The sequence below is a fragment of the Methylobacterium sp. Leaf123 genome, from assembly GCF_001423405.1.
Classification (GTDB): domain Bacteria; phylum Pseudomonadota; class Alphaproteobacteria; order Rhizobiales; family Beijerinckiaceae; genus Methylobacterium.
The window spans coordinates 33,938-59,310 of the sequence record NZ_LMNS01000010.1 but is presented as its reverse complement, the minus strand read 5'-3'; the positions used below and the strand labels follow the sequence as shown (position 1 = coordinate 59,310).

Genomic DNA, 25,373 nt, shown 5'->3' with positions numbered 1-25,373 from the left:
TTGCACCCGCCAACAGGAAGGGACCAGCGCAACAAAAAGCGGCGCGCCTATGGGGCGCGCCGGCTGAGGTAACTCGCGGTCTCAGGAACGAGTCGCTGTACATTATCCAATATACCAGCGCCTGTCTGTGCCCTTCCGGTTACAGATCCCCTCCTGCTCACACTTTTGTGAGAAACGGGTGACACGCGCGGAGGTGCGTCACCGTTTCGCCAGGGCGTCGGCGAAGGCGACGATGCGGTTGCGGGCGTAGGTCGGCACACCGGCGCTGATCGAGGTGCCGGTGTTGAACGAGGAATTGCCCATCAGCACCTGCACCGGCAGCAGGTTCTTGAGCACCGGCACGCGGGCATATTCCTGCTTGCGCTCCAGCACGTCGGCCTTGATCGCCAGCGCCATGTAGGTCGTCACCACGGTCCGGTTCGGATCATCCGGGGACGGCTGCATCACGGCCAGGAACTTGCCGAAGCGCAGGATCTGGTTGACCCAGAAGATCGTCTGTTCGAGGCCGCCCGCCACGGGCGTGTCGATCTTCGTGAGTGCCGCGAGCCCCGCGGCCTCGGCCGGCGGCAGCACCCGCAACTCGCTCTGGAACGAGACGAACTCTGCGACCTTCTTCGAGCTGCCGAGTTCGAGCTTATTGGCGAGCTTCACGCCGAGCGGCAGCTTGCCTTCGAGATCGTAGCGCGACTCGATGCACACGCCGCCCGCTCCGCACCAGGGCCGGTCGGGGCGCTTGGCGAAGGCGGCGGCCGGGTCCTTGGTCGGCGTCACCTCCGCCGGTTCGAGCCGCTTGTGGCGGATCACCGGGTCCATCTTGGCCAGGAAGTCGAGATTGGCGAAGGCCGACAGATCGATGGCGGAGGGCGGCTTGGCGACGACGAAGCGGCCTTCCGCGACGTAGACCTTCAGGGTCTCGTGGCGCGGCTTGGCGACGCCGTTCACCGTCTGGGTGTAGTCGGGCTCGGTGTAGCCGGGCCAGGGGCTCAGAGCCGCGGCCTCCGCGGCCCGCGCCTTCCGCCACGCGTCGAAGGCGATCAACCCGCTCTCCGGATTGGTCGAAGCGGCCTCGCGGTGGTCGCTGAACAGCACCGTGCCGGGCTTGAGGCTGGCGGCGTCGCCGGGCGTCAGAGCCGGCACGTCCTTGACCCGGTCGGAGACCAGGGCAGCGGGCTTCGGGGGATCCTTGGGGAGATCCTTCGCCGCCTCTTGCGCCTGGGCGGGCACGGCCAGCGCGAGCGCGACGACAAGGACGGCCGGAAACTGCCTGGGCAAAGCGGACCTCGAAGGAGTCGATGAGGGAAGGCGTCAGAGGGCGCCAAAGGGCGTCAGCTCAGTAGCCCGGGTCGTCGCCGAACAAATAGTCGGGATCGCGGCGGCGCTGGCGCGTGCGGGTGTCGCCCTCGTCGTCGAAGGGCGAGCCGAACGGCACCGGGTTGACCTGCCCGTAGCGGTCGCGGCCGGGCCAGGCCTGCGGCTCCTCCCGGCGATCGCGGCGCAGGCCCCACGGGTCGGCCGTCCGGTCGGAGTCCGTCTCGGCGCTGCGGCGCTGCGTGAAGGGGTCTTCGGTGGTCCGGCGCCCGCCCGGCAGGTTGCCGAAGAGGTCGCCGGCTACATCCGCCCCGTCTTCGGCATTGCCGTAATCGCCGTCCTCGGCGTCGGGACGCATGGCGTAAAGCGTGTCGCGGGGCACCAGCGCGTATTGCGTGTCGGCGACTTGGCCGCCCTTGAGGCGGAAATGCTCGATGAAGCCGCCACTCGCGACGCGCTGGCCGCTCCTCGGCTCGATCGGCAGGTCGGCGATCAGTGCCTTCGTCTCCGGAGAGGGCGGCGCCAGGGGCGTGCGCGGCACACCGTTGGCCCAGGCCGCCTGGAAGATCGCCCGCGCGATCGGCACGGAGACGTGGCCGCCGGTCTGGCCACGGCCGAGGGTGCGGCGCACGCCGTCGGCGTTGTCGTAGCCGGCCCAGACCACGACAGTGATCTCGTTCGAGAAGCCGGCAAACCACGCATCGTTCTCGTTTTCCGAGGTGCCGGTCTTACCGGCCACGTAGGCCGAGATGCCGGAGAGCGCGGCGGCGGTGCCGTGCTGGGTCACACCCTGGAGCATGGTCTTGAGCTGGTAGAACGCGACCCGGTCGGCCGAGCCGATCCGCACCGGCGCCTTGTCGGGATGACGGTAGACCGGTTTTCCGTCACGCTCGACCGCTTCCAGGGCGTAGGCGCTCGGGCGCGCGCCCTCGTTGGCGATGGCCGCATAGAAGCTCGCCAGATCGATCATCCGCACCGGCTGGGCGCCGAGCACGAACGGGTAGTAGCGCTCGCACTCGGCATAGAGCTGGGCCTCCAGCGCGATGTCGCAGACCCTTTGCAGGCTGTCGGGCGCCTTGGCCGCGATGCCGCCCTGAAGCAGGCGGGCGGTGACGAGGTTCTTGGAGAATTCGAGCCCACGCCGGATCGTCGTCGCGCCGGAGCCGCCGCCGTCGTAGTTCTTGGGCGACCACGAATCGCCGGTCCCGCCGATCGGCGGCAGGGTCACGGCGGAATCCATCACCAGGGTGTTGGGCTGGAGGCCCGCATTCAGCGCGGCAAGGTAGGTCAGCGGCTTCAGGGTCGAGCCCGGCTGGCGCACGGCCTGGGTCACCCGGTTGAGCTGGCTCAGGGGGTAGGAGAAGCCCCCGCTCATCGCCAGGATCTTGCCCGTGCGGTTCTCCAGCACGATGGCGGCGCCCTGGACGGTGGGGCGCACGCGCAAATCGGCGCGAAGGCTGCCCTTGCCCTCGCGCAAGCGCACCCGAACCGCGTCGTAGAGCTGAAGCTTGCCGCGCGCGGGGCCGGGCTCCAGGCTCGCGACCCGGCCGTCGGGCAGGCCGACCTTGGTGCCGTTCTTGCCCGTCTGGAGCACCACCGCCAGCGGCCAGCGCACGTCGTAGAGTGGCGGCCGGGCGGAGACGAGCGCGCGCTGCCAAGCGGGCTGGACGGTGGATTTGGCCGGCGCCTTCGCGGCCGCCTTGTCCGCTCCTTTCCTGGCCCCCTTCTTCGTCTCGGGCGCGGGGGCCGGCTCGGCGGCCGGCGCGGGCGCGGCGGCCTCGATGCGCTTGATCGCCTCGGACAGGTTCAGTTCCGGCCCCTCATAGCGGGCGCGGCCGGTGCCGCGCTCGTAGGCCGCCAGCCCCTCCTGCAAGGCCCCTTCGAGCGCGCTTTGCAGGCCGGCATTCACCGTGGTCCGCACGGTGTAGCTCGCGTTGGTGAGCGTTTCGAGCCCGGCGAAGCTGCGCGTCTCGCGGGCCACGTGATCGACGAGGTAGAAACCGGAATCCTGGCGGGCGGCGTCCGGCGGCTTGATGCCGAGATCGGCGACCAGCGCCGCATTCATCTGCGCCTCGGTGATCGTGCCCTCTTCCTTCATCCGGCTGAGCACGTAGGCGCGCCGCTCCCGCGCCCGCTCCGGGTACTTGTCGGGGCTGTAATAGTTCGGGCCCTTCGGCAGGCCGGCGAGCAGGGCGGCCTCGGGCAGCGTCAACGCGCCGACCGATTTTCCGAACCAGCTCCGCGCCGCCATCTCGATGCCGTAGGCGCCGCGGCCGAGATAGATCCCGTTGAGGTAGAGCCCGAGGATCTGCGGCTTGGTCTGAAGCCGCTCCAGGCGCGAGGCCACGATCATCTCGCGGATCTTGCGCTCGTAGGTGACGTCGTCGCCGACCGAGAGGTTCTTCACCACCTGCTGCGTGATGGTCGAGCCGCCGGCCGGGCGCCCCGGCGAGGCAAGGTTGCCGACGAAGGCGCGGATCACCCCGCGCTCGTCGATGCCGTGGTGCTGGTAGAAGCGCTTGTCCTCGGCCGCGACGAAGGCCTTCTGCACGAGGTCGGGCACGCCCTCGATCGGCACGACGAGGCGGCGCCCATGCGTCTCGAAGGTCTCGGAATAGGGTTTTCCCGCCGAATCCAAGATGACGCTGGCACTGGGCAGCTTGATGTCGCGCAGGGCCTCGGCCGAGGGCAGATCCTTCACGGCGTTGTTGTAGAACGCGATCACCGCCGCCGCCTCGAAGGGGGAATTGGCCGGGTTCTCGCCCTTGCAGAACTGCTTGTAGCTCGTGTTCAGCTCGGCAATATCGAGCCCGTGCAGGATCTTGGGCGCGTTGTCGCCCGCCACCGCGCTTGGATCCTCCATGGCGGTGGAGATCAGCTCATCGAGGTTGATGTCCTCGATGTCGAAGGACTTGCGCATATGGGCGCAGCCGTCGCGCAGGATCGCCACGACCTGCGCGCCATCCTTGGCCGGGTCGAACTGGGTTCGCACCGCATCGGGCCGCGTCGTGACCTGGGACAGGGTCAGCGCGGTCGCGAACAGCTTGATCAGGATGGCGTTCATCGAGCGGTGGAGGTCCCCGGCCGGCACGCGACGGACAGCGTGCCGGGACCGATCAAGCGGCGCACAACGCGGCTGATTTATGGACACGCTCGCCCGGACGCCACGGGGCGGGGATGCGTCGGCGGCAGGTGTGGGCGCGGCGCGCGCACGACGCAAAAGGGCGACCGCCTCGCGCGATCGCCCCTGAATGCGCCGCGGCGGCCAGCCGCGCCGGCCGCCCCTTGGATGGAAACCGCCCTCAGCGCAGGAGCTGGAGGATGCCCTGCTGCGCCTGGTTGGCAAGCGAGAGCGCCGAGATACCCAGCGACTGACGGGTCGAGAGCGCCTGGGAGTTGGCCGCCTCCTCGTTGAGATCGGCGTTGGTCAGGTTCGACGCGCCGGTATCGAGGATGTTGACGAGCCGCTTGGTGAAGTCCTGCCGGTTCTGCACCACGGAGAGGTTCGAGCCGAAGGTCGAGCTCGCCGCGCGCAGGGTGTCGGAGCCTGCGGTCAGTTTGGTCAACGTGCCCTTGATGTCCGTGTCGAGCAGGAAGTTGCCCTGCCCGTTCACCGACGCACCCGAGTTGCCGGTGATCGAAGTCAGGCTGAGGCCATCGGCCGTCAGATCCTGGCCCTGAACCTCGAGGTTGGCGGTGTCGCGCTCGTTGAAGGCGATATGCAGCTTGTTCGAAGCGTCGCCGTTGCTGATCAGATTGATGCCGTTGAAGCTCGAATCCTTGGCCAGCTGCGTGATCTGGATCAAGAGGCTGTTGTACTGCTCGGCCAGCTTCGTACGTGTCTCCACGCCCGAGATGGTCAAGTTGGCGCTGTTGCTCGCGGCCGTGTTGCCGGTGCCGTACTTGTCGGCCGTGGCCGTGCCTGTGCCGGCGGCAAAGCCCAGTGCGGTCTGGCCGGTCGTCGTTGCGAACTCGACCGCCGAGCTGGCGTTCAGCACGATCTTCTTGCCGGTCGTGTCCTTNGTGCCGGCGGCAAAGCCCAGTGCGGTCTGGCCGGTCGTCGTTGCGAACTCGACCGCCGAGCTGGCGTTCAGCACGATCTTCTTGCCGGTCGTGTCCTTGGAGAACATCGTTGAGCCGGCCGCCGTGTTCAGTGTCGTGATGGCCGTGTCGATCGAATCGCCGCTGGCGATGGTCGCCGTCGTCGCCGTGCCGTTGACATAGAGCTTGACGCTGGCACCACCGGAGCCAGGAGCGGCGTANGGCCGTGTCGATCGAATCGCCGCTGGCGATGGTCGCCGTCGTCGCCGTGCCGTTGACATAGAGCTTGACGCTGGCACCACCGGAGCCAGGAGCGGCGTAATCGTTGGCTGCGGTGCCGGTCGTGGTGATCTGGGTCGACAGCGCTTGGTTGGCGGTGGATTTCGCCGAGTCGATCAGCTTCTGGATCGAGGTGATGCCCTGGTTGGCCGCCTGGATCGTCTGAATGCCGTTCGAGATCGAGTCGAGCAGCGCATTGAGATCGCCAGAGCGACTGTTGAAGGACTGCGCGGTGAAGAAGTTGACCGGGTTGTCGAGGGCCGACGAGACCTTCAGGCCCGTCGCCAGCCGATTTTGGGTGGTGGCCGTCAGCGCCGAGGTATCCTGCAGCGAGAGCAGGTTCTGGCGGGTGGCGGCGGAAAGCGTGACGCTGGAAGACATGGGTAACAACCCCGTTCAGATCGGTACCGATCCGTCATTAGGGTTAATTCACCATGTATCGGGTTTCTTATGCGTTAACGGCCGTCGCTCGGCAGGATAATTTTCGATTTTGGAATGGGTCGACGGCCGGAACAAGGTCCCGGCCGTCTCTTTTCTGGCACGATGCGTCTCAGGGAAGGCGATCAGCGCAGAAGCTGGAGGATGCTCTGCTGTGCCTGGTTGGCAAGCGAGAGCGCCGAGATGCCCAGCGACTGACGGGTCGACAGCGCCTGGGAGTTCGCGGCTTCCAGGTTGAGGTCGGCATTGGTCAGGTTCGACGCGCCGGTATCGAGAACGTTGATCAGGTTCTTCGAGAAGCTCTGACGGTTCTGCACCACGGAGAGGTTCGAGCCGAAGGTCGAGCTCGCCGTACGCAGGGTATCGGAACCTGAGGTCAGCTTGGTCAGCGTGCTCTTGATGTCGGTGTCGAGCAGGAATTTGCCCTGCCCGTTCACCGACGCACCCGAGTTGCCGGTGATCGAGGTCAGGCTGAGGCCATCGGCCGTCAGATCCTGACCCTGAACGTCGAGGTTCGAGGTGTCTTTTTCATTGAAGGCGATGTGCAGCTTGTTCGAAGCGGCGCCGTTGCTGATCAGGTTCGTGCCGTTGAAGCTCGAATCCTTGGCCAGCTGCGTGATCTGCGTCAGCAAGCTGTTGTACTGATCAGCAAGCTTGGCGCGCGTGTCGACGCCTGACACCGTCAGGTTGGCGCTGTTGCTCGCGGCCGTGTTGCCGGTGCCGTACTTGTCGGCCGTAGCCGTACCCGTGCCGGCGGCAAAGCCCAGTGCGGTCTGGCCGGTCGTCGTTGCGAACTCGACCGCCGAGCTGGCGTTCAGCACGATCTTCTTGCCGGTCGTGTCCTTGGCCGTGTCGATCGAATCGCCGCTGGCGATGGTCGCCGTCGTCGCCGTGCCGTTGACATAGAGCTTGACGCTGGCACCACCGGAGCCAGGAGCGGCGTAGTCGTTGGCTGCGGTGCCGGTCGTGGTGATCTGGGTCGACAGCGCTTGGTTGGCGGTGGACTTGGCCGAGTCGATCAGCTTCTGGATCGAGGTGATACCCTGGTTGGCTGCTTGGATCGCCTGGACGCCGTTCGAGATGCCGTCGAGCAGGCCGCTGAGATCGGTCGAGCGGTTCGACAGGTTCTGAGCGGTGAAGAAGTTGACGGGGCTATCGAGGGCGGAGGAAACCTTGAGGCCGGTAGCAAGGCGGTTCTGGGTGGTGGCCGTCAGCGATGAGGTGTCCTGCAGCGAGAGCAGGTTCTGACGGGTGGCAGACGAAAGCGTGATGCCGGAAGACATGGGGGCGATCCTTGTGGGTCTTGATACCGCCTTTTTGGCGACACCCTGACCCTCCACCCCGCGCCTTGCCGAGACCTTAATCCAACCGCCCGATTCCGCCGCTTTCGCCTGTCAAACGCAAGCATCGCGCAAAGCCTTGCCATCGTGGTTAAGAGAACATCACGATCTTTGCTTCGTTTCGTCCCACCGAGGAACTCTTCATCATGGCCCTGCGCATCGAGCTCAAGCCCCAGGAGCGGCTGATCATCAACGGCGCGCTGATCCGCAACGGCGACCGCCGCTCGACCTTCGTGATCGAGAACCAGTGCAAGTTCCTGCGCGAGAGCGAGATCATCACCGAGACCGAGGCCGACACCGCCGCCAAGCGGCTCTGCGTCACGCTCCAGTTCATCTATCTCGCCGACAACCCGCCGGAGGCCGAGGATCTGTTCGTGCGCCAAGCCACGGAGATCATGAAGGCGTCGCCGAGCATGGCGCCCTACATCCTCGCGATTCAGGACGAACTCTCGGCGAGCCAATATCACCGCGCGATCAAGCACGGGCGCGAGCTGATCGCCTACGAGCGCCAACTCCTCGGCCATCTCGAAGCGAGCCGCGATGCGGATGCGCATCAGGGCTGAGCGGCCGAGGCAGGAGCCTGGAGCCTCGTCCTGAAGCGCGGATCCGGGACGAGGCTCTTGCTGGAACGGGGATCGCCCCGCCCCTTCCGCCTCACACGATGCCGCTCTTCTCGTAGGGCCAGGGCTTGCCGAGATGGGCAGCAACTCGGGCGGCGTCGGAACCCACTGCCTCGACCGCGGCCTGCACCTGCTCCGCCGTCACCTCGAACCGGCGCGCCCAGTAGGCACGGTCCCGTGGCGCGTCGAGCACCACCTGGGCGGGATCGCCGCTCACCGCCTGTCCCGTGTCGGACGCTTCCTGCACCATGCCCCTGTCCTCCCCATCCATACCCGCGTGACGACGCGGGCCAATGGGGGCAAACCGGCGGGCGGGGCAGGATGGTTCCGCCTATGGTCGTCCGCTCACGCCTCGCGCGGGGCCGCCGCCGGCCGCAGACGTGCCGGAGCGGCCGGTGCGGGTGCGATGTGGAAGGCGGCCGGGCGCCGGAACAGGAAATCGAGACGGGTGCCGCGCACCAGCCGCTCGAAGGCGAGCGGCACCGTCACCGCCGCAACGGTAACGACGAGGCTCGCGAGCCCGACATCGAGGGCGCGATCGGGCTGGGCCTCGTTGAACCGGGCGATCAGGGTGCGGGTGAGCGCCATCGGCAGGAAGAAGCCGAGATAGATCACGATGGAGCGCTCGCCGCAGGCCCGCAGCGCCGCGGTGACCGGCCCGCCCGCTCGCGTCATCAGCCCGGCAAAGGCGACGATGGCGAGCGCGCCGACCGTGCCGAGCGCCAGGCTGACCACCGGCAGGCGCGCGAGCGTCGGCATCGCCTCGATCCCCGTCGGCGTGAACACGAACACGGCCTCCAGCACGGCCCACAGGGCAAGGCCCGCGAGCGCCAGGCCCGCCCGCGCGCGCACCCGGTCGGCGAAGCGGAAGATCCACTCGGCGAACACATAACCGCCCAGGAAGTAGACGTAGCGCTCGCAGAACTCGTCCAAGAGTTCGGGTAGGCCGCTCGTCGGCAGGATCTGCAGCAGGGCCGCCGCGACGAGCAGCAGGGCCGGCGGCACCCGGCGGTGGAGCAGCTTCGTCACCACCGAAAACACCGCGAGCAGGTAGACGAACCACAACGTCGAGTAGGGCACGACCAGCGCCTCGGCGAGATGCAGGCCGAAGGCGGCGAGTTTCTCCGTGATCCCGTCCGCCCCGCCGACGATGGAGCCGGCCTTGAACAGCGACTGGATCACCACCCACAGCCCGTAGAAATAGGCGAAGTGAACCACCCGCCGGTCCGCGAACAGGCGCCAGTCGCGGTCGATCACCCGGCCGAGGAAGAGCCCCGAGAGCAGGAAGAAGTCGGGGATCCGGAACGGCTTGGCGAATTCAACGACCGTATGCAGGAAGCCCTCGCCGCCCAGGGCCTCGCCGGTGCCGAGCGTCGAGTGCATCATCACGACGAGGATGATGCACAGGCCCTTGGCGACATCGACCCAGGCGAGCCGGGCGGCCTCTTCGGGATGCGGGCGAAGGGGGCGGGTGGCCGCGGTGGACGCTTCGGAGGGCATCGCGGTCATGGTGGGCGGACCTGGTGCGGGCGGGATCGAGCCACGATCGTGGCGCCGAAGCGTTAAGCGCCTACGAGCACGGCCCGGCGATCTCGCCATGCGGTTAATACCGCAGCAACACGGCCGGACATTTCCCACCGGTTGCCGCGCCCTCGGCTGAAACGCCGTATTCGCCCCTGGCAAACCTGCGGATGCAGTAACACGCAGAGTCCGTTCACCATCCGGCCGGGTCGCTGTCTTGGCGCAACGCTTTCATCAGGCTCTGCCAGCACTGTTCCGGCCGAAGAGCAAGAGGACGGGTGGGGGACGGCATGCGCATCGTGTCAGGCGGCGAAGATGAACCCGGGACCGTCCAACTTTCGGAGATCCTCGGCGCCCTGAGCCACGCCCTCGATCTGACGGAGGGCCAACCCGTCGGGCATTGCGTGCGCGCGACCTGGATCGGCTTCCATATCGGCCGGCAGATGGGCCTGCCCGATCTGCAGCTCTGGGAACTCTACCACACCGTGATGCTGAAAGACCTCGGTTGCTCCAGCAACGCCGCGCGCATCTGTGAACTCTACCTTTCGGACGATCTGAGCTTCAAGCGCGACTTCAAGACGGTCAGCGACAGCCTGCCGAAGGTTCTGGGTTTCGTCTTCTCGCATACGGGCCTCAAGGCCGGATTGGCCGACCGCTTCCGCGCGGTGCTCAACATTCTGCAGAACGGGGGGACGATCGTCGACGAACTGATCCAGACCCGCTGCCAGCGCGGTGCCGAGATCGCCCGGCAGTTGCGGTTCCCGCCAAGCGTCTGCGAGGCCATCCACGCCCTTGATGAGCACTGGAACGGCGGGGGCCGGCCCGATCGACTCGCCGGCCCCGCGATCCCACTCTATGCCCGCGTGGCGCTGCTCGCCCAGGTGGTCGATGTCTTCCACACCTCCGCCGGCCGCGCGGCGGCCCTGGCCGAGGTGCGGGCGCGCGCCGGCACGTGGTTCGATCCGCAGATCGTGGCGAGCTTCGAAGCGGCCGCGGCCACCCCCGGCTTCTGGGAGACCTTGGCCTCCGACGAGATCGAGGCGGCGGTGGTCGCCCTGGCGCCCCGCAGCCCGATCACCGTGGACGAAGACTATCTCGACGACATCGCCCGCGCCTTCGCGCAGATCATCGATGCCAAGAGCCCGTTCACCTCGGGCCATTCGGAGCGCGTCGCGGTCTATGCCGACATGGTCGCGGCCGAGCTCGGCTACACGCCGGAGCGCCGACGCTGGCTGAAGCGGGCTGCGCTGCTGCACGATGTCGGCAAGCTCGGGGTCTCGAACGCGATCCTCGACAAGAACGGCAAGCTGGACGAGGCCGAGTGGCAGGACATGCGCAACCACGCCGCGATGTCGGAGACGATCCTGACCCGGGTGGCTGCCTTCCACGAGATCGCCCGGATCGGGGGCGGCCACCACGAGCGGCTCGACGGACGAGGCTATCCGCGAGGGCTGAAGGGCGAGGCGATCGCGCCCGAGACCCGGATCGTCTCGGTCGCCGACGTGTTCGACGCCCTAACCGCGGACCGGCCCTACCGGAAGGCGATGCCCGTGGAAAAGGCGCTCGCGATCATGCGCAGTGATGTCGGCACCGCTTTCGATCCGGACTGCTTCGACGCGCTGGAACGCGCCCTGGCGGGGCTCGACACGGAGTTGGCGCAGGCGGACGAGGCGGCGTAGGGCGGCAAGCCTCGCTCCGATCGAGCCGACGCCCCCCCTAGCGCCGTACGGCTCCGTCGCCGCGCCGGGCGCGGGTCTTGCGCGTGGGGGCGTGGAAATCATCGGGCTTGCCGCGCACCCAGTCGAGGAAGCGGGCGATCTCGGGATCGGCGCGGAGCGCCTCGACCTCGGCGAGCCGCCGGGCGATCTCGGCCTCGCTGTAGCGGGCATGGATCGCCGAGTGGCAGATCTGATGCAGCCGCACGGTCGCCCCGTGAGTGCCGCCCTTCATCTTCGGCGTGAGGTGATGCAGGCTCTGGCGCGCATGGGCCGGAATCGGCCGCTCGCAGAGCGGGCAGACCGGCGTGTCCGCCGGCTTCGGTCCGTGCGTCTCGGGATCCGCGTCGCGCCAGCGACGGGCGCGCCGCCCCACCACCCCGTGTCTCCGTTCAGCGACCCGGTCCTGCCGGGTGCCAGGGAAACGGACGGAGGGGCTGCACGGCTCCCGCCGAGGCCCCGCGTCACGTGCGCCGGCTTGATCGCGCGTCTCGCCTTGTTGCGACGAAGGGTGCGCGCTACGCCCAGGTTTCGAACGGCAACACGGGTGGGCAGCATGAAGCGGACAACCATCGATTCCAAGCTGTCGGTTGCCGGCCAGCCGAGCCTCGCGGAGATCGAGGCGCTCGGGGCGGAGGGCGTGAGCCTCCTCATCAACAACCGCCCCGACGGCGAGGAGCCGGGCCAGCCCGGCGCGGCCGCCGAGCGCGCGGCGGCGGAGGCGGCGGGCCTGCACTACCTCGATCTGCCGGTGACCGGCCCCACCCTCACCCGCGAGGCGGTGGAGCGCTTCCACGCGGCGGTCGAGGCGGCACCCGGCCCGGTCGTCGCCCATTGCCGCAGCGGCACGCGCTCGCTGACGCTCTGGGTGATCGGCGAAGTGCTCGCCGGACGCTTGGGCCGGGACGAGGTGGCGGCCTACGGCGCCCGCCACGGCTATGACCTCTCCGGCGCCGAGCACTGGCTCGACGCGAATGCGGGGTGAACGAAGACCCCGCTACGACCCCGGCATGGTGAGGATCAGCGGCCCGTTGCGCGTGGCGACGGCGGTGTGCTCGTACTGGACTGTGAGGGCGCGCGGCCGGCTATAGAGGGTCCAGGGATCGTCGCCGTCCTCGGCGAAATCCGCGCCCAGCGACAGGAACGGCTCGACGGTCAACACCATGCCGTCGCGCATGATCCGGCGCTCGGACGGGTCGGGCCAGGTCGCGATCTCGGTCGGCTCCTCGTGCAGCGACAGGCCCACGCCGTGGCTCGCGAGGTTGCGCACCAGCGTGTAGCCGTTCTTATGCGCGAAGGTGCCCACCGCCCGGCCGATGCCCGAGAGCGGCTTGCCGGCACCGACCTGACGCAGGCCCGCCCACATCGCCCGGCGCCCGTCCTTGCACAGCCGCTCGACCGCGCGCGTCACCGGCGGCACGGCGAAGGACGCGCCCGTATCGGCAAAGTAGCCGTCCCGCTCCGCCGAGACGTCGATATTGACCAAATCCCCCGGCGCGATCCGGCGTTCGCCGGGGATGCCGTGGGCGATCTCCTCGTTGACGCTGATGCAGGTCGCACCCGGAAAGGCGTAGACCGTCTCCGGCGCCGAGCGCGCGCCGGCCGCCTCCAGGAAGGCCCGCCCGACATCGTCGAGTTCGCGCGTGGTCATGCCGGGCTCGATCGCCCGGCCCATCACGGCCAGCGTATCGGCCACGATGCGACCGATCTGCTTCAGCCCCGCCAACTCGTCGTCGTTCGACACCGTCATGTCGCGTCCTTTCGCACGGTCGGGGCCGGCTTCCCCGTCCCGGCCTTCGTAGAAAGCCGCGGGGATCTCCGGCCGAGGCTCCGGCCGGACGGTTCTGCCATCTTCGAGCGATCCCGCGAAGCCATCGGCGTGGCTCGGGCCGCCGCAATGCCTGCATGGGACCGGGCGACTCGCTCGTCGAATTTCGACAGGGCAAACCGCGTCGGTCGAACCCGGACACGCCAGACCCTTCGATCACGCAGGGGCTTGCTGGAAAGGCCGCGAAAGGTTCACGGCAAAGAATCCGAGAGACCCGCAGATGTCTTTTCCCGCGCACGGCCCTGGCTCAGGGGATCGTGAGTTCAGGATCGAGAAAGCGAAATCCCGAACGGTGGGATCGCAGCAACCGATACCCATCGCGGCGACTCGGATACGCATCGCGTTCGCCGGAGACCTGGTGCTCCCGAGCACGGACACTTGCGAATTGGCTTACCGACCCGACTCTCCGTCACGCAGCAGGGAACGAGCAGCTATAAGTTGCGTTGCACAGCCGATGCGACGCTCGTGCCCGGTTCGATCCGGCTGCGGCGCCGACATGCCCGACCTTACCTCGACCTTGCCCAACTGTGCCGAAGGAGCGTGAGATGGCTGGAGCGTCCGAGACATCCGGTGCAACCCCTCCGTCCGGCGTGCCGCTGACCGGATCGGCCCGCCTCGACGCGATGAGCACCGTCCTGGCCCGCAACTGGTGGCTCGTCGCCCTGCGCGGCGCGCTCGCCATCCTGTTCGGCGTCATCGCCTTCGTGGCACCGGCGGCCTTCGTGCTCTCGCTGGTGCTGTTCTTCTCGGCCTACATGCTGGTCGATGGCGCCTTCGGCATCGCCGCCGGGGTGCGGGCGGCACGGCAGCACGAGCGCTGGGGCTTCCTGCTGCTCGAGGGCCTGCTCGACATCGCGGTCGGCGTCGCGGCGTTTCTCGTGCCGGCCGCCGCCGTCTGGGCCTTCGTGCTTCTCGTGGCCGCCTGGGCCCTGCTCTCGGGCGGGCTGATGATCGCGGCGGCCTTCCGCCTCCATCCGCATTACGGGCGCTGGTGGCTGGGTCTCGGCGGCGCCGTCTCGGTGCTGTTCGGGATCGCGCTCCTGATCAATCCCGGCATGTCGGCGCTGGTGCTGACATGGTGGCTCGGCGCTTACGCGCTGGTCTTCGGCGTGATGCTGCTGATCCTCGGCTTCCGCCTGCGGACCCATCATACGACGCAGGCGCGACCGCTCTCGGAGAGCGGCCGCGCCTGATATTCAGACCAAACGTTGCCCCGGCCCGCCTGAGGCAGGCCGATCCGTCACTGGCCCGCGATCGCCGGCCCCGCGGCGCTGTTGCGCCGAACCGTGACCCGGTTCGGAACCTGCTCGCCCTTTTCCGGCCGCCAGAGCGGCACGAGGAAGCGCATCCAGGCGCGGGTTTCCTCGCCGCCGAGGTTGCGCTGTGCGATGTCGCGGGTAACGAAGGACTGGACCGTGAACTTGTCGAACGCGTAGGCGACGAGGGGTCCCATTGCGAACTGCCCGCCCGGCCGGTAGCCCCGCCGGTTCGTCGGCAGGTCGGTCGAGCCGAAGGCGACGGCACCGAACGACCATTTGCCGAACCGCTTGGTCGCGGTCAGGTCGAGGTTCAGGTAGTCGGAATAGTGCACGTTGGTCGGCGAGTTCTCGGCCAGCATCGTGCCGTAATGGAGGTTGGCCGTGACGTTCCAGCCATCGCCGACATAGCTGATCGCGAAGCGCTGGGCGATCGAGGCCGAGCGGAGCGCCAGGAGCGTGTCACTGGGCCAGAAGCCGCCGAGGAAGTAGCTGACGCCGAGGTTGTCGTTGATCTTCCAGGCGATCTGGGCCGTCGTCAGGGGCTGGAACAGACCCGCCTGCCAGGGGCCGCCTTGCGGGCTTTGCGCATTGAACGGGAACGACTGAAGGAACCGCAACTGTCCGCCCAGAACCTTCCAGGGCGTCGCCCACAGGAAGACGACGAGGTTGTTGTTGCCCTGATTGTCCCGCGGCTGGGTGCTGCGCTCGGCAAAGCTCGTCGTGAGGGCCATCTGGACGCCCTCCGGAACCTGCCAGCCCGTCGGAAGGCCGACGGTGATACCGGGCAAGGCGGCGGAGCGGGCCAGGGCCGAGGAAGAGGCCCCAGCCAGGCAGGCGCCCGCTACGCAAACAGACGTGAAGACCTGTGCGGCGCGGCGCACTTTCTGTCCGAATTTCAAGTCGATTCCCCCGGAACTCGCGCCTGAACCGCCGTCCTCGACTCGGCACGCTTTGCTCGTTGAGTGTTCTTCATGGAGGGAAGGACCGAGGGGGAAAAGCCGAGCTTCGGTCCATCAATTGATAAAGCTCGGGACTTGTTACAATTTTAATCCAAAAACAACAGACTAAAAATATCTGCACGTCTGCAAAAAATGCGGGATTAAAAATCGCCCTCCCTCAAATCTGCCCTTCGCGGCGATCGAGGGCGCCCATACCGCAGTAGAAGTCGGCCCGGTATCAAGCATAGCCTCTCGAACCGAGCCGCAAGGCGTGGCCGATTGGGCCCGGCGCCAGTGCCGTAGCCTGCGGAACGCAGGATCCGCGCGCGGATACCGGCCCGCGACCCCCGCCCTATCGGACGGCCGGTCGGGCCATCAGCGCCCGCGCGGTGTCGGCATCGGCCAGCGGGCGCCCGAGCAGGCGGGCCCCCTCCGCCGCGCGGCGGATCTGGGCGGCGTTGCTCTCGGCCGGGCGGCCATCGGGCGCGAGCAGGCTGTTCTCGAAGCCGACGCGCACATGCCCGCCGAGGCCCGCCGCGACGAGGGCGCAGGCATTCTCCCGCGGGCCGAAGGCGCAGATCGCCCAGAGCGGCATCCCCTCCCCGGCCGCCGCGAGGAAGGGCAGCAGGTCGGCGGGCCGCGAGACCTGTCCGGGCGTGTAGCGGCCGAGCACGAAGAGCGGGAAATCCCCGCCCTCGCCGAGCACGCCGCGGCTTTTGAGATCGGCGTAGCGGGCCACCTCGGCCGGTTCGTAGAGGATGATCTGGAGGAGGACGCGCTCGCGTCGCGCCCAGGCGAAGAACGCCGCCGCCGCGGCCTCGGCCCCGGCATCCGGCACGATCTCGCGCAGCGCCACGGACACCGCTTCGGGCCGGGTCGCGCGCACCACCGCCATCTGCTCCGGGGCTTCGTAGCGCCCGGCGGCCTCCGAGGTGATCTGCACCACGAGGCGATCCCCGACCTCGGCGCGGATCGCGGCGGTCACGGCGCGATAGACCTGCGCATCGAGAAGGTGGCGGCCCTGCGCGTCGCGGACATGGACGTGGATCAGGGCGGCACCGGCCTCCGCGATCTCGGCGGCGGTGCGGGCGATCTCGCTTTCCGTGATCGGCAGGGCCGGATGGTCGGCCTTGCTGCGGGTGGCGCCGTTGGGGGCGTTGGCGAGGATGAGCGGCGGCCAGCCGGAATCGTGCGTCATGGGCTCGGTCTCGTGCTTGAAGGAAATCAGTCGCCCGCGCTCAAGCCGAGACGCCGCATGCGGTCGGAGAGCGTCTTGCGCGGCAGGCCGAGCGTCCGCGCCGCCTCGGCGATGCGCTGGCCGGAGGCCTTGAGCGCATCTTCGATCACGAGGCGCTCCACCCGGTCGAGCAGGGCGTCGAGGCTAGGCGCCGCGCCGGGGCCGCCGGCAAGGTCCGGGCTGAGGAAGCCGAGGACGTAGCGCTCGGCGGCGTTCTTGAGTTCGCGCACATTGCCCGGCCAATCGGCGAGCATCAGCGACCGGCGCAAGGACGGCGGCACCTCGATCACCGGGCGCTGATACTTCACCGCCGCCTGGACGAGGAAGCGCTCGAACAGGAGCGGGATGTCCTCGCGGCGCTCGCGCAAGGGCGGCAGGGTCAGCGTTACCACGTTGAGGCGGAAGTACAGGTCGCGGCGGAAGCGGCCGGCCTCCGAGAGCGCATCGAGATCCTCCTTGGTGGCGGCCACCACGCGGAGATCCACCGGCACACTGGTGTTGGAGCCGAGCCGTTCCACGCGCCGCTCCTGCAACACGCGCAGCAGCTTCACTTGGAGGGCCAGCGGCATGCTCTCGACCTCGTCGAGGAACAGCGTGCCGCCGCTCGCATGCTCGACCTTGCCGATGCGGCGCTTGCCCGCCCCCGTGAAGGCGCCGGCCTCGTGGCCGAACATCTCGCTCTCGAACATGCTCTCGGGGATGGCGCCGCAATTGATCGCCACGAAGGGTTTTGCCGCCCGCGCCCCGCCCTCGTGCAGAGCGCGGGCGACCTGCTCCTTGCCCGCCCCGGTCTCGCCGAGCACCAGCACGTCGGCGGCGGCCGAGCTGAGCGAGGCGATGTCGTCGCGCAGCCGCCGCAGGGCCGGCGATTGGCCGACAAGGCAGCGCTCCACCGCGCTGCCCGGGGCGTCACCGCAATCGAGGGCATCACGCAGGCGGCGATTCTCCATCACCAGCGCCCGCTTCTCCAGGGCACGGCGGACCACCTCGACGAAGGCGTTGTTGACGAACGGCTTCTCGATGAAGTGGTAGGCGCCCTCCCGCATGGCGGCGACCGCCATGGCGATGTCGCCATGACCGGTGACGAGCACCACCGGCAATTCCGGGTCGCGGCGGCGGATGTCGGCGAGGAGTTCGAGCCCGTCGCGGCCGGGAAGACGCACGTCGCTCACGACGATGCCGGAAAAGCCGCGCCCGATGGCCGGCAGCGCGGCCTCGGCGCTGGAAAAAGCCTCGACCGCGATGCCGGCGAGCTGCAGCGCCTGCTCCATGGCAAGCCGGACCATCTCTTCGTCGTCGATCAGCACGACCCGCGCCGCGGCTGGCTCAGCCTCAGGAAACATGGCGCATCCTCTCCGGCGGGGGCGTGTCCGCGTCCTGCTTGAGCGCGTCCTGCTTGATCGCTTCCTTGGCGACCTCCATCACGAGGTCGAAGGCGAGGCCGCCGCCGGGCATCGGCCGGGGCTGGAGGTTCGCCCCGAATTCGCGGGCGATGGCGAGCGAGATCGGCAAGCCGAGGCCGAGCCCCTCCCCCGCCGGCTTGGTGGTGAAGAACGGCTCGAACAGGCGCGCCAGGGCCGCCGCGTCGAGGCCCGGCCCGTTATCCTCGACGCTGAGCACGACCTGCCCGTCCCCGGCCCAGGCGCGCACCGCGACCTCCGCGCCGGGGCGCCCCTTCACCGCATCGAGGGCGTTGCCGACGAGGTTGACCAGCACCTGCGACAGGCGGATCGGCTCGAACACCACCCATCGCGCCGCCGGATCGAGGTCGGTCGTCACCCGCGCGCCGGCGTCACGGATGCGGGCGGACAGGATGGCGAGGCTCTCCGAGACCGCCACGCCGACATCGACCGCGACCCGCTCCGTCCCCGAGCGGCGGGAGAAGCTGCGCAACTGTCCGGTGATCTTGCCGAGCCGGTCCACCAGGGAGACGATGCGGGTCAGGTTGGCGGCAGCGTCCGCCTCCCGGCCCTGCCTCAGGAAGGCGGAGGCATTGTCGGCCAGCCCCCGCATGGCGGCGAGCGGCTGGTTGAGTTCGTGGGTGATGCCCGCTGCCATCTGGCCGAGGGTCGCCATCTTGGCCGCCTGAACCAGTTCCCCTTGCGCCTCGCGCAGGTCGCTCTCGGCGCGGGTCCGCTCCTCGATCTCGCCCGCGAGCTTGAGGTTGGCCGCACTGAGATCGGCGGTCCGGGCCGCGACCGCGGCTTCCAAAGCGCGTTGCGCCGCGCGGTTCTCGCGCACCCGCCGCAGGTGCTGGCCCCCGTAGAGGCCGATCAGGCCGAGCACGACCAGCGCCAGGATCGCGCCGGCTCGGGCGCTGCGCCCGGCAATGGCCACCGGCGCGGCGTCGGCGAAGAGCAGCAGCGTCCAGCCATAGGCCGGCAGGCTCGCCTCCTCGAACAGGGCGCGGGTGAGCGGCGCCGCCTCCGACCGGGTGACCAGGGGCACGCCGCCGACCGTCTCCGTCCGGCCGAGATCGATCGGGGCATAGTCGTCGCGCCCGTATTGGCGCGTCCGCTCCATGCCGGCGCGGGCGGCTTCGTCGAGGGGCTTCGTCGCGCGGAACTTGAGGCCTGCATCGGAGGCGAGGAAGACGATGCCGTTCTGGTCGGTCACCAGCACGCGGTCGCTGCCCTCGCGCCAGATCGTCTCCAGCGGGTCGAGGCTGACCTTGGTCGCCACCACGCCGCGCACCGTGCCGTCGATGATGACGGGGGCGCTGATGAAGTAGCCGGGCACGCCGGTCAGCGTGCCGATGGCATAGAAGCGCCCGGTGCGCCCGTCGCGCGCTTGCGTGAAATAGGGACGATAGGAAAAATCCTGGCCGATATAGGTCTGGGGCGTGTCCCAGTTCGAGGCGGCGATGGTCAGGCCGGACGGGATCAGCAGATAGACGACGCCCGCCCCCGCCTCGCGGCTCAGCCGCTGGAGATAGGCGTTGACGGTGGCGACCTGCGCCGGATCGTCGGGGGCGGCGAGCAAGGACTGCACCCGCGGATCGAGGGCGGCGGCGGCCGGCAGGAAGCCGAACCGCTCGATGGTGCCTTCCAGGCTCTGGGCGTAGATCTCCGCCCGCTGGCGCGCGTCCCCCGCGAGGCTTTCCGCCACGCGGGCCTCCGTCACCTCCCCCGCCTTGAGAACGGCGAAGACGGCGGCAACCGCCAGCACGGCGAGGATGAGGACATGCGCGACCGTGGCGCGGGGGAAGGGCGTCACTCTCATGGACCGGACGAGACTTCCGTCACCGCCACCATATGCGGTGAGCGATCTGATGCGGTTTCCGATTGATCGGACGGGGGCCGCAACTCCCCCCTCTCCCCGCCGTGCGGGGAGAGGCCCGCAGGCACCCTGCCGTGCCTGCGGGAAGCGGAGGCGAGAGTCGAAGCGGTGGTGAGGGGGCCTGTACGGAAGAAGCACATCCGTCGAAGCCCCCTCACCCTCGCCTGCCGGCTCGCTCAGCCGACGACGAGGTCGGTCGAGCCCTCTCCCCGCTCAGCGGGGAGAGGGGATCCGCGGTCCCCGACGTGATCATTCGGAAACGATATGAGAGCCTAACATGGCAGCGCCGCAGGCCGAAGAAAGCTGCGGCGGCAATCCTCAATCCGTCGTCAGCCCCTTCAACTCCACCTGCTCGAACCGGTGCTGCTCGGCGGTGACGAGGGCGGAGAGGTCGCGCTTCAGGGCGTTGAAGGCGGCCGAGGCGCTGTCGCGCGGGCGCGGCAGCTCGACCCGCAGGTCGCGCTTGATCGTGCCGGGGCGGTAGGTGAGCACGACGATGCGGTCGGCCAGATAGATCGATTCTTCGATCGAGTGGGTGACGAACACGATGGTCTTGCCCGTCGCCGCCCAGATCCGCAGCAGCTCGTCCTGCAGCGAGCGGCGGGTCAGGGCGTCGAGCGCGCCGAACGGCTCGTCCATCAGCATCACCGGGCTGTCCAGCGCCAGCACGCGGGCGATCGCCACGCGCTGGCGCATGCCGCCGGACAGATCCTTGGGGAAGCGGTCGCGGAACTCGGCGAGCTTGAGCATGTCGAGGAGTTCGGCCACCCGCGCCTGGATCGCCCCGCGGGCCATGCCCTTGATCTCCAGGCCGAAGGCGATGTTCTGCGCCACCGTCATCCAGGGAAACAGGGCGTATTCCTGGAACACCATGCCCCGGTCGGGACCGGGCGCGGCGACCTTGCGGTCCTCCACGTCGATGCCGCCGCGGGTCGGGTGCGAGAAGCCGGCGATGGCGTTGAGCAGCGTCGACTTCCCGCAGCCGGAGGGGCCGAGGAGGCAGACGAACTCGCCGCGGTTGATGGTGAGGTCGATGTCCTTGAGGGCGACGACCTCACCGCCGGGGACGGGGAAGATCTTGTCCACGCCCGAGACCACGATGTGCGGGGAGGCGGCGGACGTCACCGGCGGCGCGATCGGAACGGCGTCCTGGGTGACGGATTCGAGGGGATGCGGTTGCACGGACATGGGGGACCTCACGATTCCAGGCCGCGATGCCAGCGGAGCAGGTGATTGTTCAGGCGGCTTACCGCCATGTCGATGACGAGGCCGAGCGCGCCGATGGTCAGCATTCCGGCGATGATCTTGTCGGACCAGAAATATTCGCGCGCCTCCAGGATGCGGAAGCCGAGGCCGTTATTGACCGCGATCATCTCGGCCACGATCACCACGATGAAGGCGGTGCCTATGCCGATCCGCGCCCCCGACAGGATGTAGGGGGTGGCGGCCGGCAGGATGACCCGGCGGAAGATCGTCATCCGGCTGGCGCCGAGGCTGCGGGCGGCGCGGATATAGATCCCGTCCACATGGCGCACGCCGGCAATGGTGTTCATCAGCACGGGGAAGAAGGCGCCGATGGCGATGAGGAACACGGCGGGCGCGTTGCCGAGGCCGAACCACAGGATCGAGAGCGGGATGTAGGCGATCGGCGGGATCGGCCGCAGAACCTGCATCAAGGGGTTGATGTGGCGGTAGATCAGGTCGCTGGAGCCCATGAACAGGCCGAGCGGCAGGGCGAGCCCGGCGCCGACGGCGAAGCCGACGACGACGCGGTAGAGCGATGCCACCGCATCGTGCAGCATCTCGCCGGAGAAGAGCCACGCAAACCACGATCCGTGTTCCGGATCATAGGCTTCGAGCGGGGCGAGATAGGCCCACCAGCGCACCGCGACCGCGGCGGGCGAGGGCAGCACCATCGGGTTGACGAGCCCCGCCGTGCAGGCGAGCTGCCAGAGCACGAGGATGGCGACGGGAACCGCCAGCCCCTCGGCCAGGGGTTTGAGACGCAAGGCGTTCACGGGGAGCCCTCCTCAGTTCGTGCCGGCGGAGGCCTTGGCGGCCTCCAGCAGGTCGAGCTTCACCCACTCGGCGGCCTTGGCGGGCTTCGACATCTTGCCGATGCCGTGCTCGGCCATGACGTCGGTGGTCCGCTGGATGTGGTCGGCGCTCATCTCCAGGGTGTAGGGCGAGTTGGCGAGCGCCTCTTGGAACTCCGCCGCGGTGACCTGCCCCTTGAACACGTCCTGCGTGACGAAGGTCTCGGCGGCCTTGGGATCGTCCATGAAGGTCTTCTGCGCCTTCACGAAACATTCCATGAACTTGGCCGCGACCGGCTTCTTCTCGCCGTAGAACTTCTCCGTCATCACCAGCGTGCGGATCGGCGAGCCGACCGGGGTGTCGTAGGGCTTGATCACCTCGACGCCGAAGCCGCGGGCGATGGCCTGGGCCGATTGCGGCTCGGTCTGCATGATCGCATCGACCTGCTTCTGCAGCAGCGCCTGGTTGAGATCCGGGTATCCGAGATAGATCAGGTTGACGTCGCGGGCCTTGAGGCCGTGCTTGGCCATCTCGGCGCCGAGCAGCACCTCTTGGATCGAGCCGCGGGTGACGCCGACCCGCTTGCCCTTGAGGTCGGCGGCCGACTTGATGCCGGAATCCGGCGTCGCCAGCAGGCGGGCGCCGCCCTTGGCGAAGCCGCCGACGATGAAGACCTGGGCGCCGTTGCCGCGGGCCGAGATCGCCGCCTCCGAGGCGGTGGCGCCGACATCGAGTTCGCCGGCGAGCATCGCCTGCATGATATCGGGCCCCTTGGCGAAGATCTTGAGATCGACGGTCAGGCCGCAGGTCTTGGCAATCTCCTTGACGTAGGAGACGCCGGCGAAGTGGGCGAGCTTGAGGTTGCCGACGCGCACCACTTCCTGCGCGGAGAGCGGAAGCGGGGCGAGCGATGCGGCGGTCGCGGCGGCGAGCATGGCAAGGCCGCGACGCGTGAAACGAAGACGTTCGAGCAAGGGGCTTCTCCCGGATGGCCCGGCTCTGCGGCCGGTGCGAATGGTCCGGTCCTCTTTGCAGAGCGCATGCCAGCCATGCAGAAAGCACCCAGATTCCTGCAATTTACTGCTTGGAAAGGGTTTTTTCGGAAGCTCCCGGTTCACATCCGAAGGACGGGCGGCGGATTTCCGCCACCCGCGCCGTCTGGGCGGCGGATGACCGCCACCCGCGCCGTCTGGGCGGCGGATGACCGCCACCCGCACGCTTTCGTGATGGACGGATGTCGCCGGGTGGCGCGTGCCGAAACGCGGCGTCAGTCGAGCGGCACGAGGACGATGGCGTCGCCTTCGAGCCGCGCCTGGACCGACTGGCCCCAGCGGGTGCCGCCGAGATCGTCGGCGGTCTTGTAAAGACCGTCGATGGCGACGAGTTCCGGCTCGAACTTCCGGGTGAGGATGCGCGCGCCCGGATCGCCCACCGCCCCTGCGATCGCCCGGCCGCGCAGGGCGCCGTAGATGTGGATCGAGCCCCCCGCGATCACCTCCGCCCCCGAGGCGACCGACCCCATCACGGTCACATCGCCGTCGAGATGCTGGATCACCTGCCCCGAGCGCACCGGCGCATCGAGGACGAAGGAGCGCGTCCGAGCCGGGGCCGCGGACGCCACTAAAGCCGGGGCGGACGGGTGATCCGCCGCAGCCGGCGCCTCGGCGGCGCCGGGCTCGGGCGGCGTAATGTCATCGACCGGCTTGCCCCCCACAAGCGGCGGCGGGAAGCCCGGCCCGAGCGAGGTCGGCCCGATGCCCTCGATGCCGAGGATGGTGATGGAGCGCTGGTTCAACTCCTCGCAGAGATGCGCGAGGTCCGAGCGCTCGAAGCGCAGGCCAGTCACGTCGAGGATGATCGCCCGCACCGAGAAGAAGGCGGGCGCGCGCCGCTTGAGCGCATCGAGTTCGGCGAGCCACTGATCGATCGGCGGCACGGGGGCCAGCACCATCGCCAGGAAGGAGCGGCCGCGGAAGCGGATCGGGGGACGGTCGGTCACGGGCAACGTCGCAGCGTGTGGATCATGCCCGACAGCTTATGGCAGATCGCGCGCCGCGCCGCGCGGGGGTGCTGCGTCCTCAACAGCAAACGCCTCGACGGCGCGAGACCGGGGCGAGCGCCGCCCTCAGGCCGGGCTCGCCTCGGCGGCCTCGACGGCGCCGGCCGCCGCGCGCAGCCGGATCTTGTCGGCCTCGAGCGTGAGCGCGAGTTCGGCGCGCTCCAGGGCCATGCGCGACTGATGCAGCGCGGCGGCCCGGGATGCCTCGCCGCCGATGCGGCTCAGGGCCAGCAGCGCCTTCTGGATGCGCAGCTGCACCTCGATCAGCCCCGCGCCGTCGCGGGCCATCAACATGAAGGCGTCCTCGAACATATCGGCAGTGTCGAGCGGCGGGACATGGATGCGCGGATGTTTCGGCTCGCCCGCCTCCGGAGCGGTCGTGCCGCGCACCCAGAGGCTAACGAGGCGGGTCGAGCGGCCGATCACGTCGATCGCAGTGCCGGGATCATTGGTCGCGGGCGACAGGGCGCGCGAACCGATCTCGCTCATCACCGCGAGGCCAAAACGCGGGTCCTGGTCGAAGGCACGCTCGTTCCCGACCAAGAACGCCCCGCCGACGCTCCGGCGCAGCGTGTCCCGGTCCTCCCCGGCCTCGAGCCGGTCGATCCAGGCCACCGGCGTCTCCGGATGGACGAACCGTCCGGGCGTCGCCGCGACGAAGATCTCCATGTCGTGCGCCTCGCCGATCTTGGACAGGGCCGCCATGTCGATGTGCTGAACGTAGCCGATCGCGTCCACGGTTACCGTCACGGCGCCCGCCGGGATCTGCTGGTCGGGATCGCGCAGGGGTCGGCCCCCGAGATAGGGGTCGCGCAGGCGCGTCTCGATCGCGGTACGGGCCGCCGTCTCGACCCGGTCGGTCGTCTCCCCCACGCGGCCGAGGCGCGTCAAATGGTCGATCCAGCGCAGCAGCGCGACGACGATCAGAACGATGACCGCGATCGTGACGACGAAGAGGATCGTGCGCCCGCTCTCGCCGTAAGCCCCGGTCTTCGAGACGACGAGGCCGACGATGCCGAACAGGAAGGACCCCAGAAAGGTCGAGAGGACGGTCTGGGTCACCCGGTCCTCAATGAGGAGCTTGGTGGCGCGGGGCGTGACGTTGCTCGTGGCCGAGCCGTAGGACGACACCATGACGTTCAGCGAGAAGGTAGTGACGGACAGCATGCTGGAGGCGATGACGGTGAGGATGCTGTCGAGCGCATCGGTGCTGATCGCGCCCGGCACCGTCCAGGGCAGGTAGCGCTCGGCCACCGCCGCCAGCAGCGCCGCCATCACCCCCGCCGAGCCGATCAGCGTGGCGCGCACCCAGAGGCGCCGCACGACCTGCGCCATCAACCATCGCCAACGCGGCATCTTCGACCACCGTCCCGCAGAGCATGCCGAAGCGGAAGCGCCGGCAGCCGTCACTCAGGCCAAGCGGCCCCACAGCGTCCCCGCATGAGGGCGCGATCGAACACGATTCATGCCTCGG

The 25,373-nt window shown here is 68.8% G+C and carries 21 protein-coding genes and 2 pseudogenes; 4 read left to right on the top strand and 19 right to left on the bottom strand.

The genetic code is table 11. The features are described from left to right. Positions 1-198 precede the first annotated feature (198 nt). From ASF53_RS09235 to ASF53_RS09220, 6 genes and pseudogenes are all read right to left on the bottom strand, one after another. Entirely contained in the window at positions 199-1,272 is a 1,074-nt protein-coding gene (locus ASF53_RS09235) for a hypothetical protein (protein ID WP_056197239.1), read from the bottom strand. 58 nt (positions 1,273-1,330) lie between these two features. Continuing rightward, positions 1,331-4,372 carry a penicillin-binding protein 1A gene (locus ASF53_RS09230; RefSeq protein WP_056197357.1) on the bottom strand — a complete coding sequence of 1,014 codons (3,042 nt, stop codon included), beginning with the start codon at positions 4,370-4,372 and terminating at the stop codon, positions 1,331-1,333. A gap of 238 nt (positions 4,373-4,610) precedes the next feature. Then, positions 4,611-5,330 (bottom strand): annotated as a pseudogene (locus tag ASF53_RS09225) (flagellin); the annotation flags it as partial. Between the two features lies 1 nt (position 5,331). Next, positions 5,332-5,570, bottom strand: a pseudogene (locus ASF53_RS27075) (flagellin); the annotation flags it as partial. Position 5,571: 1 nt separating this feature from the next. Next, positions 5,572-6,009 (bottom strand): flagellin N-terminal helical domain-containing protein (locus ASF53_RS24880; RefSeq protein ID WP_502690572.1); only part of this gene is annotated, 438 nt, incomplete at its 3' end. 182 nt (positions 6,010-6,191) lie between these two features. Beyond that, entirely contained in the window at positions 6,192-7,349 is a 1,158-nt protein-coding gene (locus tag ASF53_RS09220; RefSeq protein WP_056197237.1) for a flagellin N-terminal helical domain-containing protein, read from the bottom strand. 203 nt (positions 7,350-7,552) lie between these two features. Between ASF53_RS09220 and ASF53_RS09215 the strand changes: the two genes are divergently transcribed. After that, entirely contained in the window at positions 7,553-7,969 is a 417-nt protein-coding gene (locus ASF53_RS09215) for a flagellar biosynthesis repressor FlbT (RefSeq protein ID WP_056197235.1), read from the top strand. 91 nt (positions 7,970-8,060) lie between these two features. Here ASF53_RS09215 and ASF53_RS09210 read toward each other — a convergent pair whose 3' ends face one another. Further along, positions 8,061-8,276, bottom strand: coding sequence for a DUF3606 domain-containing protein (locus tag ASF53_RS09210; protein WP_056197232.1), 216 nt, complete (start codon positions 8,274-8,276; stop codon positions 8,061-8,063). A 95-nt stretch (positions 8,277-8,371) separates the two neighbouring features. Continuing rightward, on the bottom strand, positions 8,372-9,535 hold the full coding sequence (locus ASF53_RS09205; protein WP_056197230.1) for an acyltransferase family protein: 1,164 nt from the start codon (positions 9,533-9,535) through the stop codon (positions 8,372-8,374). Positions 9,536-9,837: 302 nt separating this feature from the next. Between ASF53_RS09205 and ASF53_RS09200 the strand changes: the two genes are divergently transcribed. After that, positions 9,838-11,226: an HD-GYP domain-containing protein gene (locus ASF53_RS09200; protein ID WP_056197228.1), complete on the top strand. Its 1,389-nt coding sequence runs from the start codon at positions 9,838-9,840 to the stop codon at positions 11,224-11,226. 37 nt (positions 11,227-11,263) lie between these two features. On the opposite strand, the gene ASF53_RS09195 is transcribed toward ASF53_RS09200, so the two are convergent. Continuing rightward, positions 11,264-11,641, bottom strand: a complete 378-nt coding sequence (locus ASF53_RS09195; RefSeq protein ID WP_056197225.1) for a hypothetical protein — start codon at positions 11,639-11,641, stop codon at positions 11,264-11,266. Positions 11,642-11,818: 177 nt separating this feature from the next. On the opposite strand from ASF53_RS09195, the gene ASF53_RS09190 reads away from it, so the two are divergent. Continuing rightward, a complete protein-coding gene (locus ASF53_RS09190; protein ID WP_056197223.1) occupies positions 11,819-12,247 on the top strand; it encodes a protein tyrosine phosphatase family protein in 429 nt (142 codons plus the stop codon). A 12-nt stretch (positions 12,248-12,259) separates the two neighbouring features. Here the strand turns inward: ASF53_RS09190 and map are convergent, their stop codons facing one another. Continuing rightward, positions 12,260-13,012 (bottom strand): type I methionyl aminopeptidase, encoded by a 753-nt coding sequence (gene map, locus ASF53_RS09185; protein WP_056197221.1) that lies wholly within the window; start codon positions 13,010-13,012, stop codon positions 12,260-12,262. A 623-nt stretch (positions 13,013-13,635) separates the two neighbouring features. Here map and ASF53_RS09180 point away from each other — a divergent pair. Next, positions 13,636-14,283 carry an HdeD family acid-resistance protein gene (locus tag ASF53_RS09180; RefSeq protein ID WP_056197219.1) on the top strand — a complete coding sequence of 216 codons (648 nt, stop codon included), beginning with the start codon at positions 13,636-13,638 and terminating at the stop codon, positions 14,281-14,283. Positions 14,284-14,330: 47 nt separating this feature from the next. On the opposite strand, the gene ASF53_RS09175 is transcribed toward ASF53_RS09180, so the two are convergent. The 9 genes from ASF53_RS09175 to ASF53_RS09135 all read right to left on the bottom strand — a co-directional run bounded on the left by ASF53_RS09175 (position 14,331) and on the right by ASF53_RS09135 (position 25,234). After that, positions 14,331-15,248 (bottom strand): transporter, encoded by a 918-nt coding sequence (locus ASF53_RS09175; protein ID WP_200943195.1) that lies wholly within the window; start codon positions 15,246-15,248, stop codon positions 14,331-14,333. Positions 15,249-15,639: 391 nt separating this feature from the next. Continuing rightward, positions 15,640-16,485 carry a beta-keto acid cleavage family enzyme gene (locus ASF53_RS09170; RefSeq protein ID WP_056197217.1) on the bottom strand — a complete coding sequence of 282 codons (846 nt, stop codon included), beginning with the start codon at positions 16,483-16,485 and terminating at the stop codon, positions 15,640-15,642. A gap of 26 nt (positions 16,486-16,511) precedes the next feature. Continuing rightward, entirely contained in the window at positions 16,512-17,867 is a 1,356-nt protein-coding gene (locus tag ASF53_RS09165; RefSeq protein WP_056197214.1) for a sigma-54-dependent transcriptional regulator, read from the bottom strand. Further along, a complete protein-coding gene (locus ASF53_RS09160) occupies positions 17,857-19,746 on the bottom strand; it encodes a sensor histidine kinase (RefSeq protein ID WP_056197211.1) in 1,890 nt (629 codons plus the stop codon). Before ASF53_RS09160 ends, ASF53_RS09165 begins: the two co-directional genes overlap by 11 nt. A gap of 375 nt (positions 19,747-20,121) precedes the next feature. Beyond that, complete coding sequence (locus tag ASF53_RS09155; RefSeq protein ID WP_056197208.1) at positions 20,122-20,991, bottom strand: ABC transporter ATP-binding protein; 870 nt, start codon at positions 20,989-20,991, stop codon at positions 20,122-20,124. A gap of 8 nt (positions 20,992-20,999) precedes the next feature. After that, positions 21,000-21,821 (bottom strand): ABC transporter permease, encoded by an 822-nt coding sequence (locus tag ASF53_RS09150; protein WP_056197207.1) that lies wholly within the window; start codon positions 21,819-21,821, stop codon positions 21,000-21,002. 12 nt (positions 21,822-21,833) lie between these two features. Continuing rightward, entirely contained in the window at positions 21,834-22,814 is a 981-nt protein-coding gene (locus ASF53_RS09145) for an ABC transporter substrate-binding protein (protein ID WP_056197204.1), read from the bottom strand. A 293-nt stretch (positions 22,815-23,107) separates the two neighbouring features. Continuing rightward, positions 23,108-23,839 carry a septum site-determining protein MinC gene (minC, locus tag ASF53_RS09140; RefSeq protein ID WP_056197199.1) on the bottom strand — a complete coding sequence of 244 codons (732 nt, stop codon included), beginning with the start codon at positions 23,837-23,839 and terminating at the stop codon, positions 23,108-23,110. A 126-nt stretch (positions 23,840-23,965) separates the two neighbouring features. Next, positions 23,966-25,234, bottom strand: coding sequence for a DUF2254 domain-containing protein (locus tag ASF53_RS09135; RefSeq protein WP_056197198.1), 1,269 nt, complete (start codon positions 25,232-25,234; stop codon positions 23,966-23,968). Positions 25,235-25,373 lie beyond the last annotated feature (139 nt).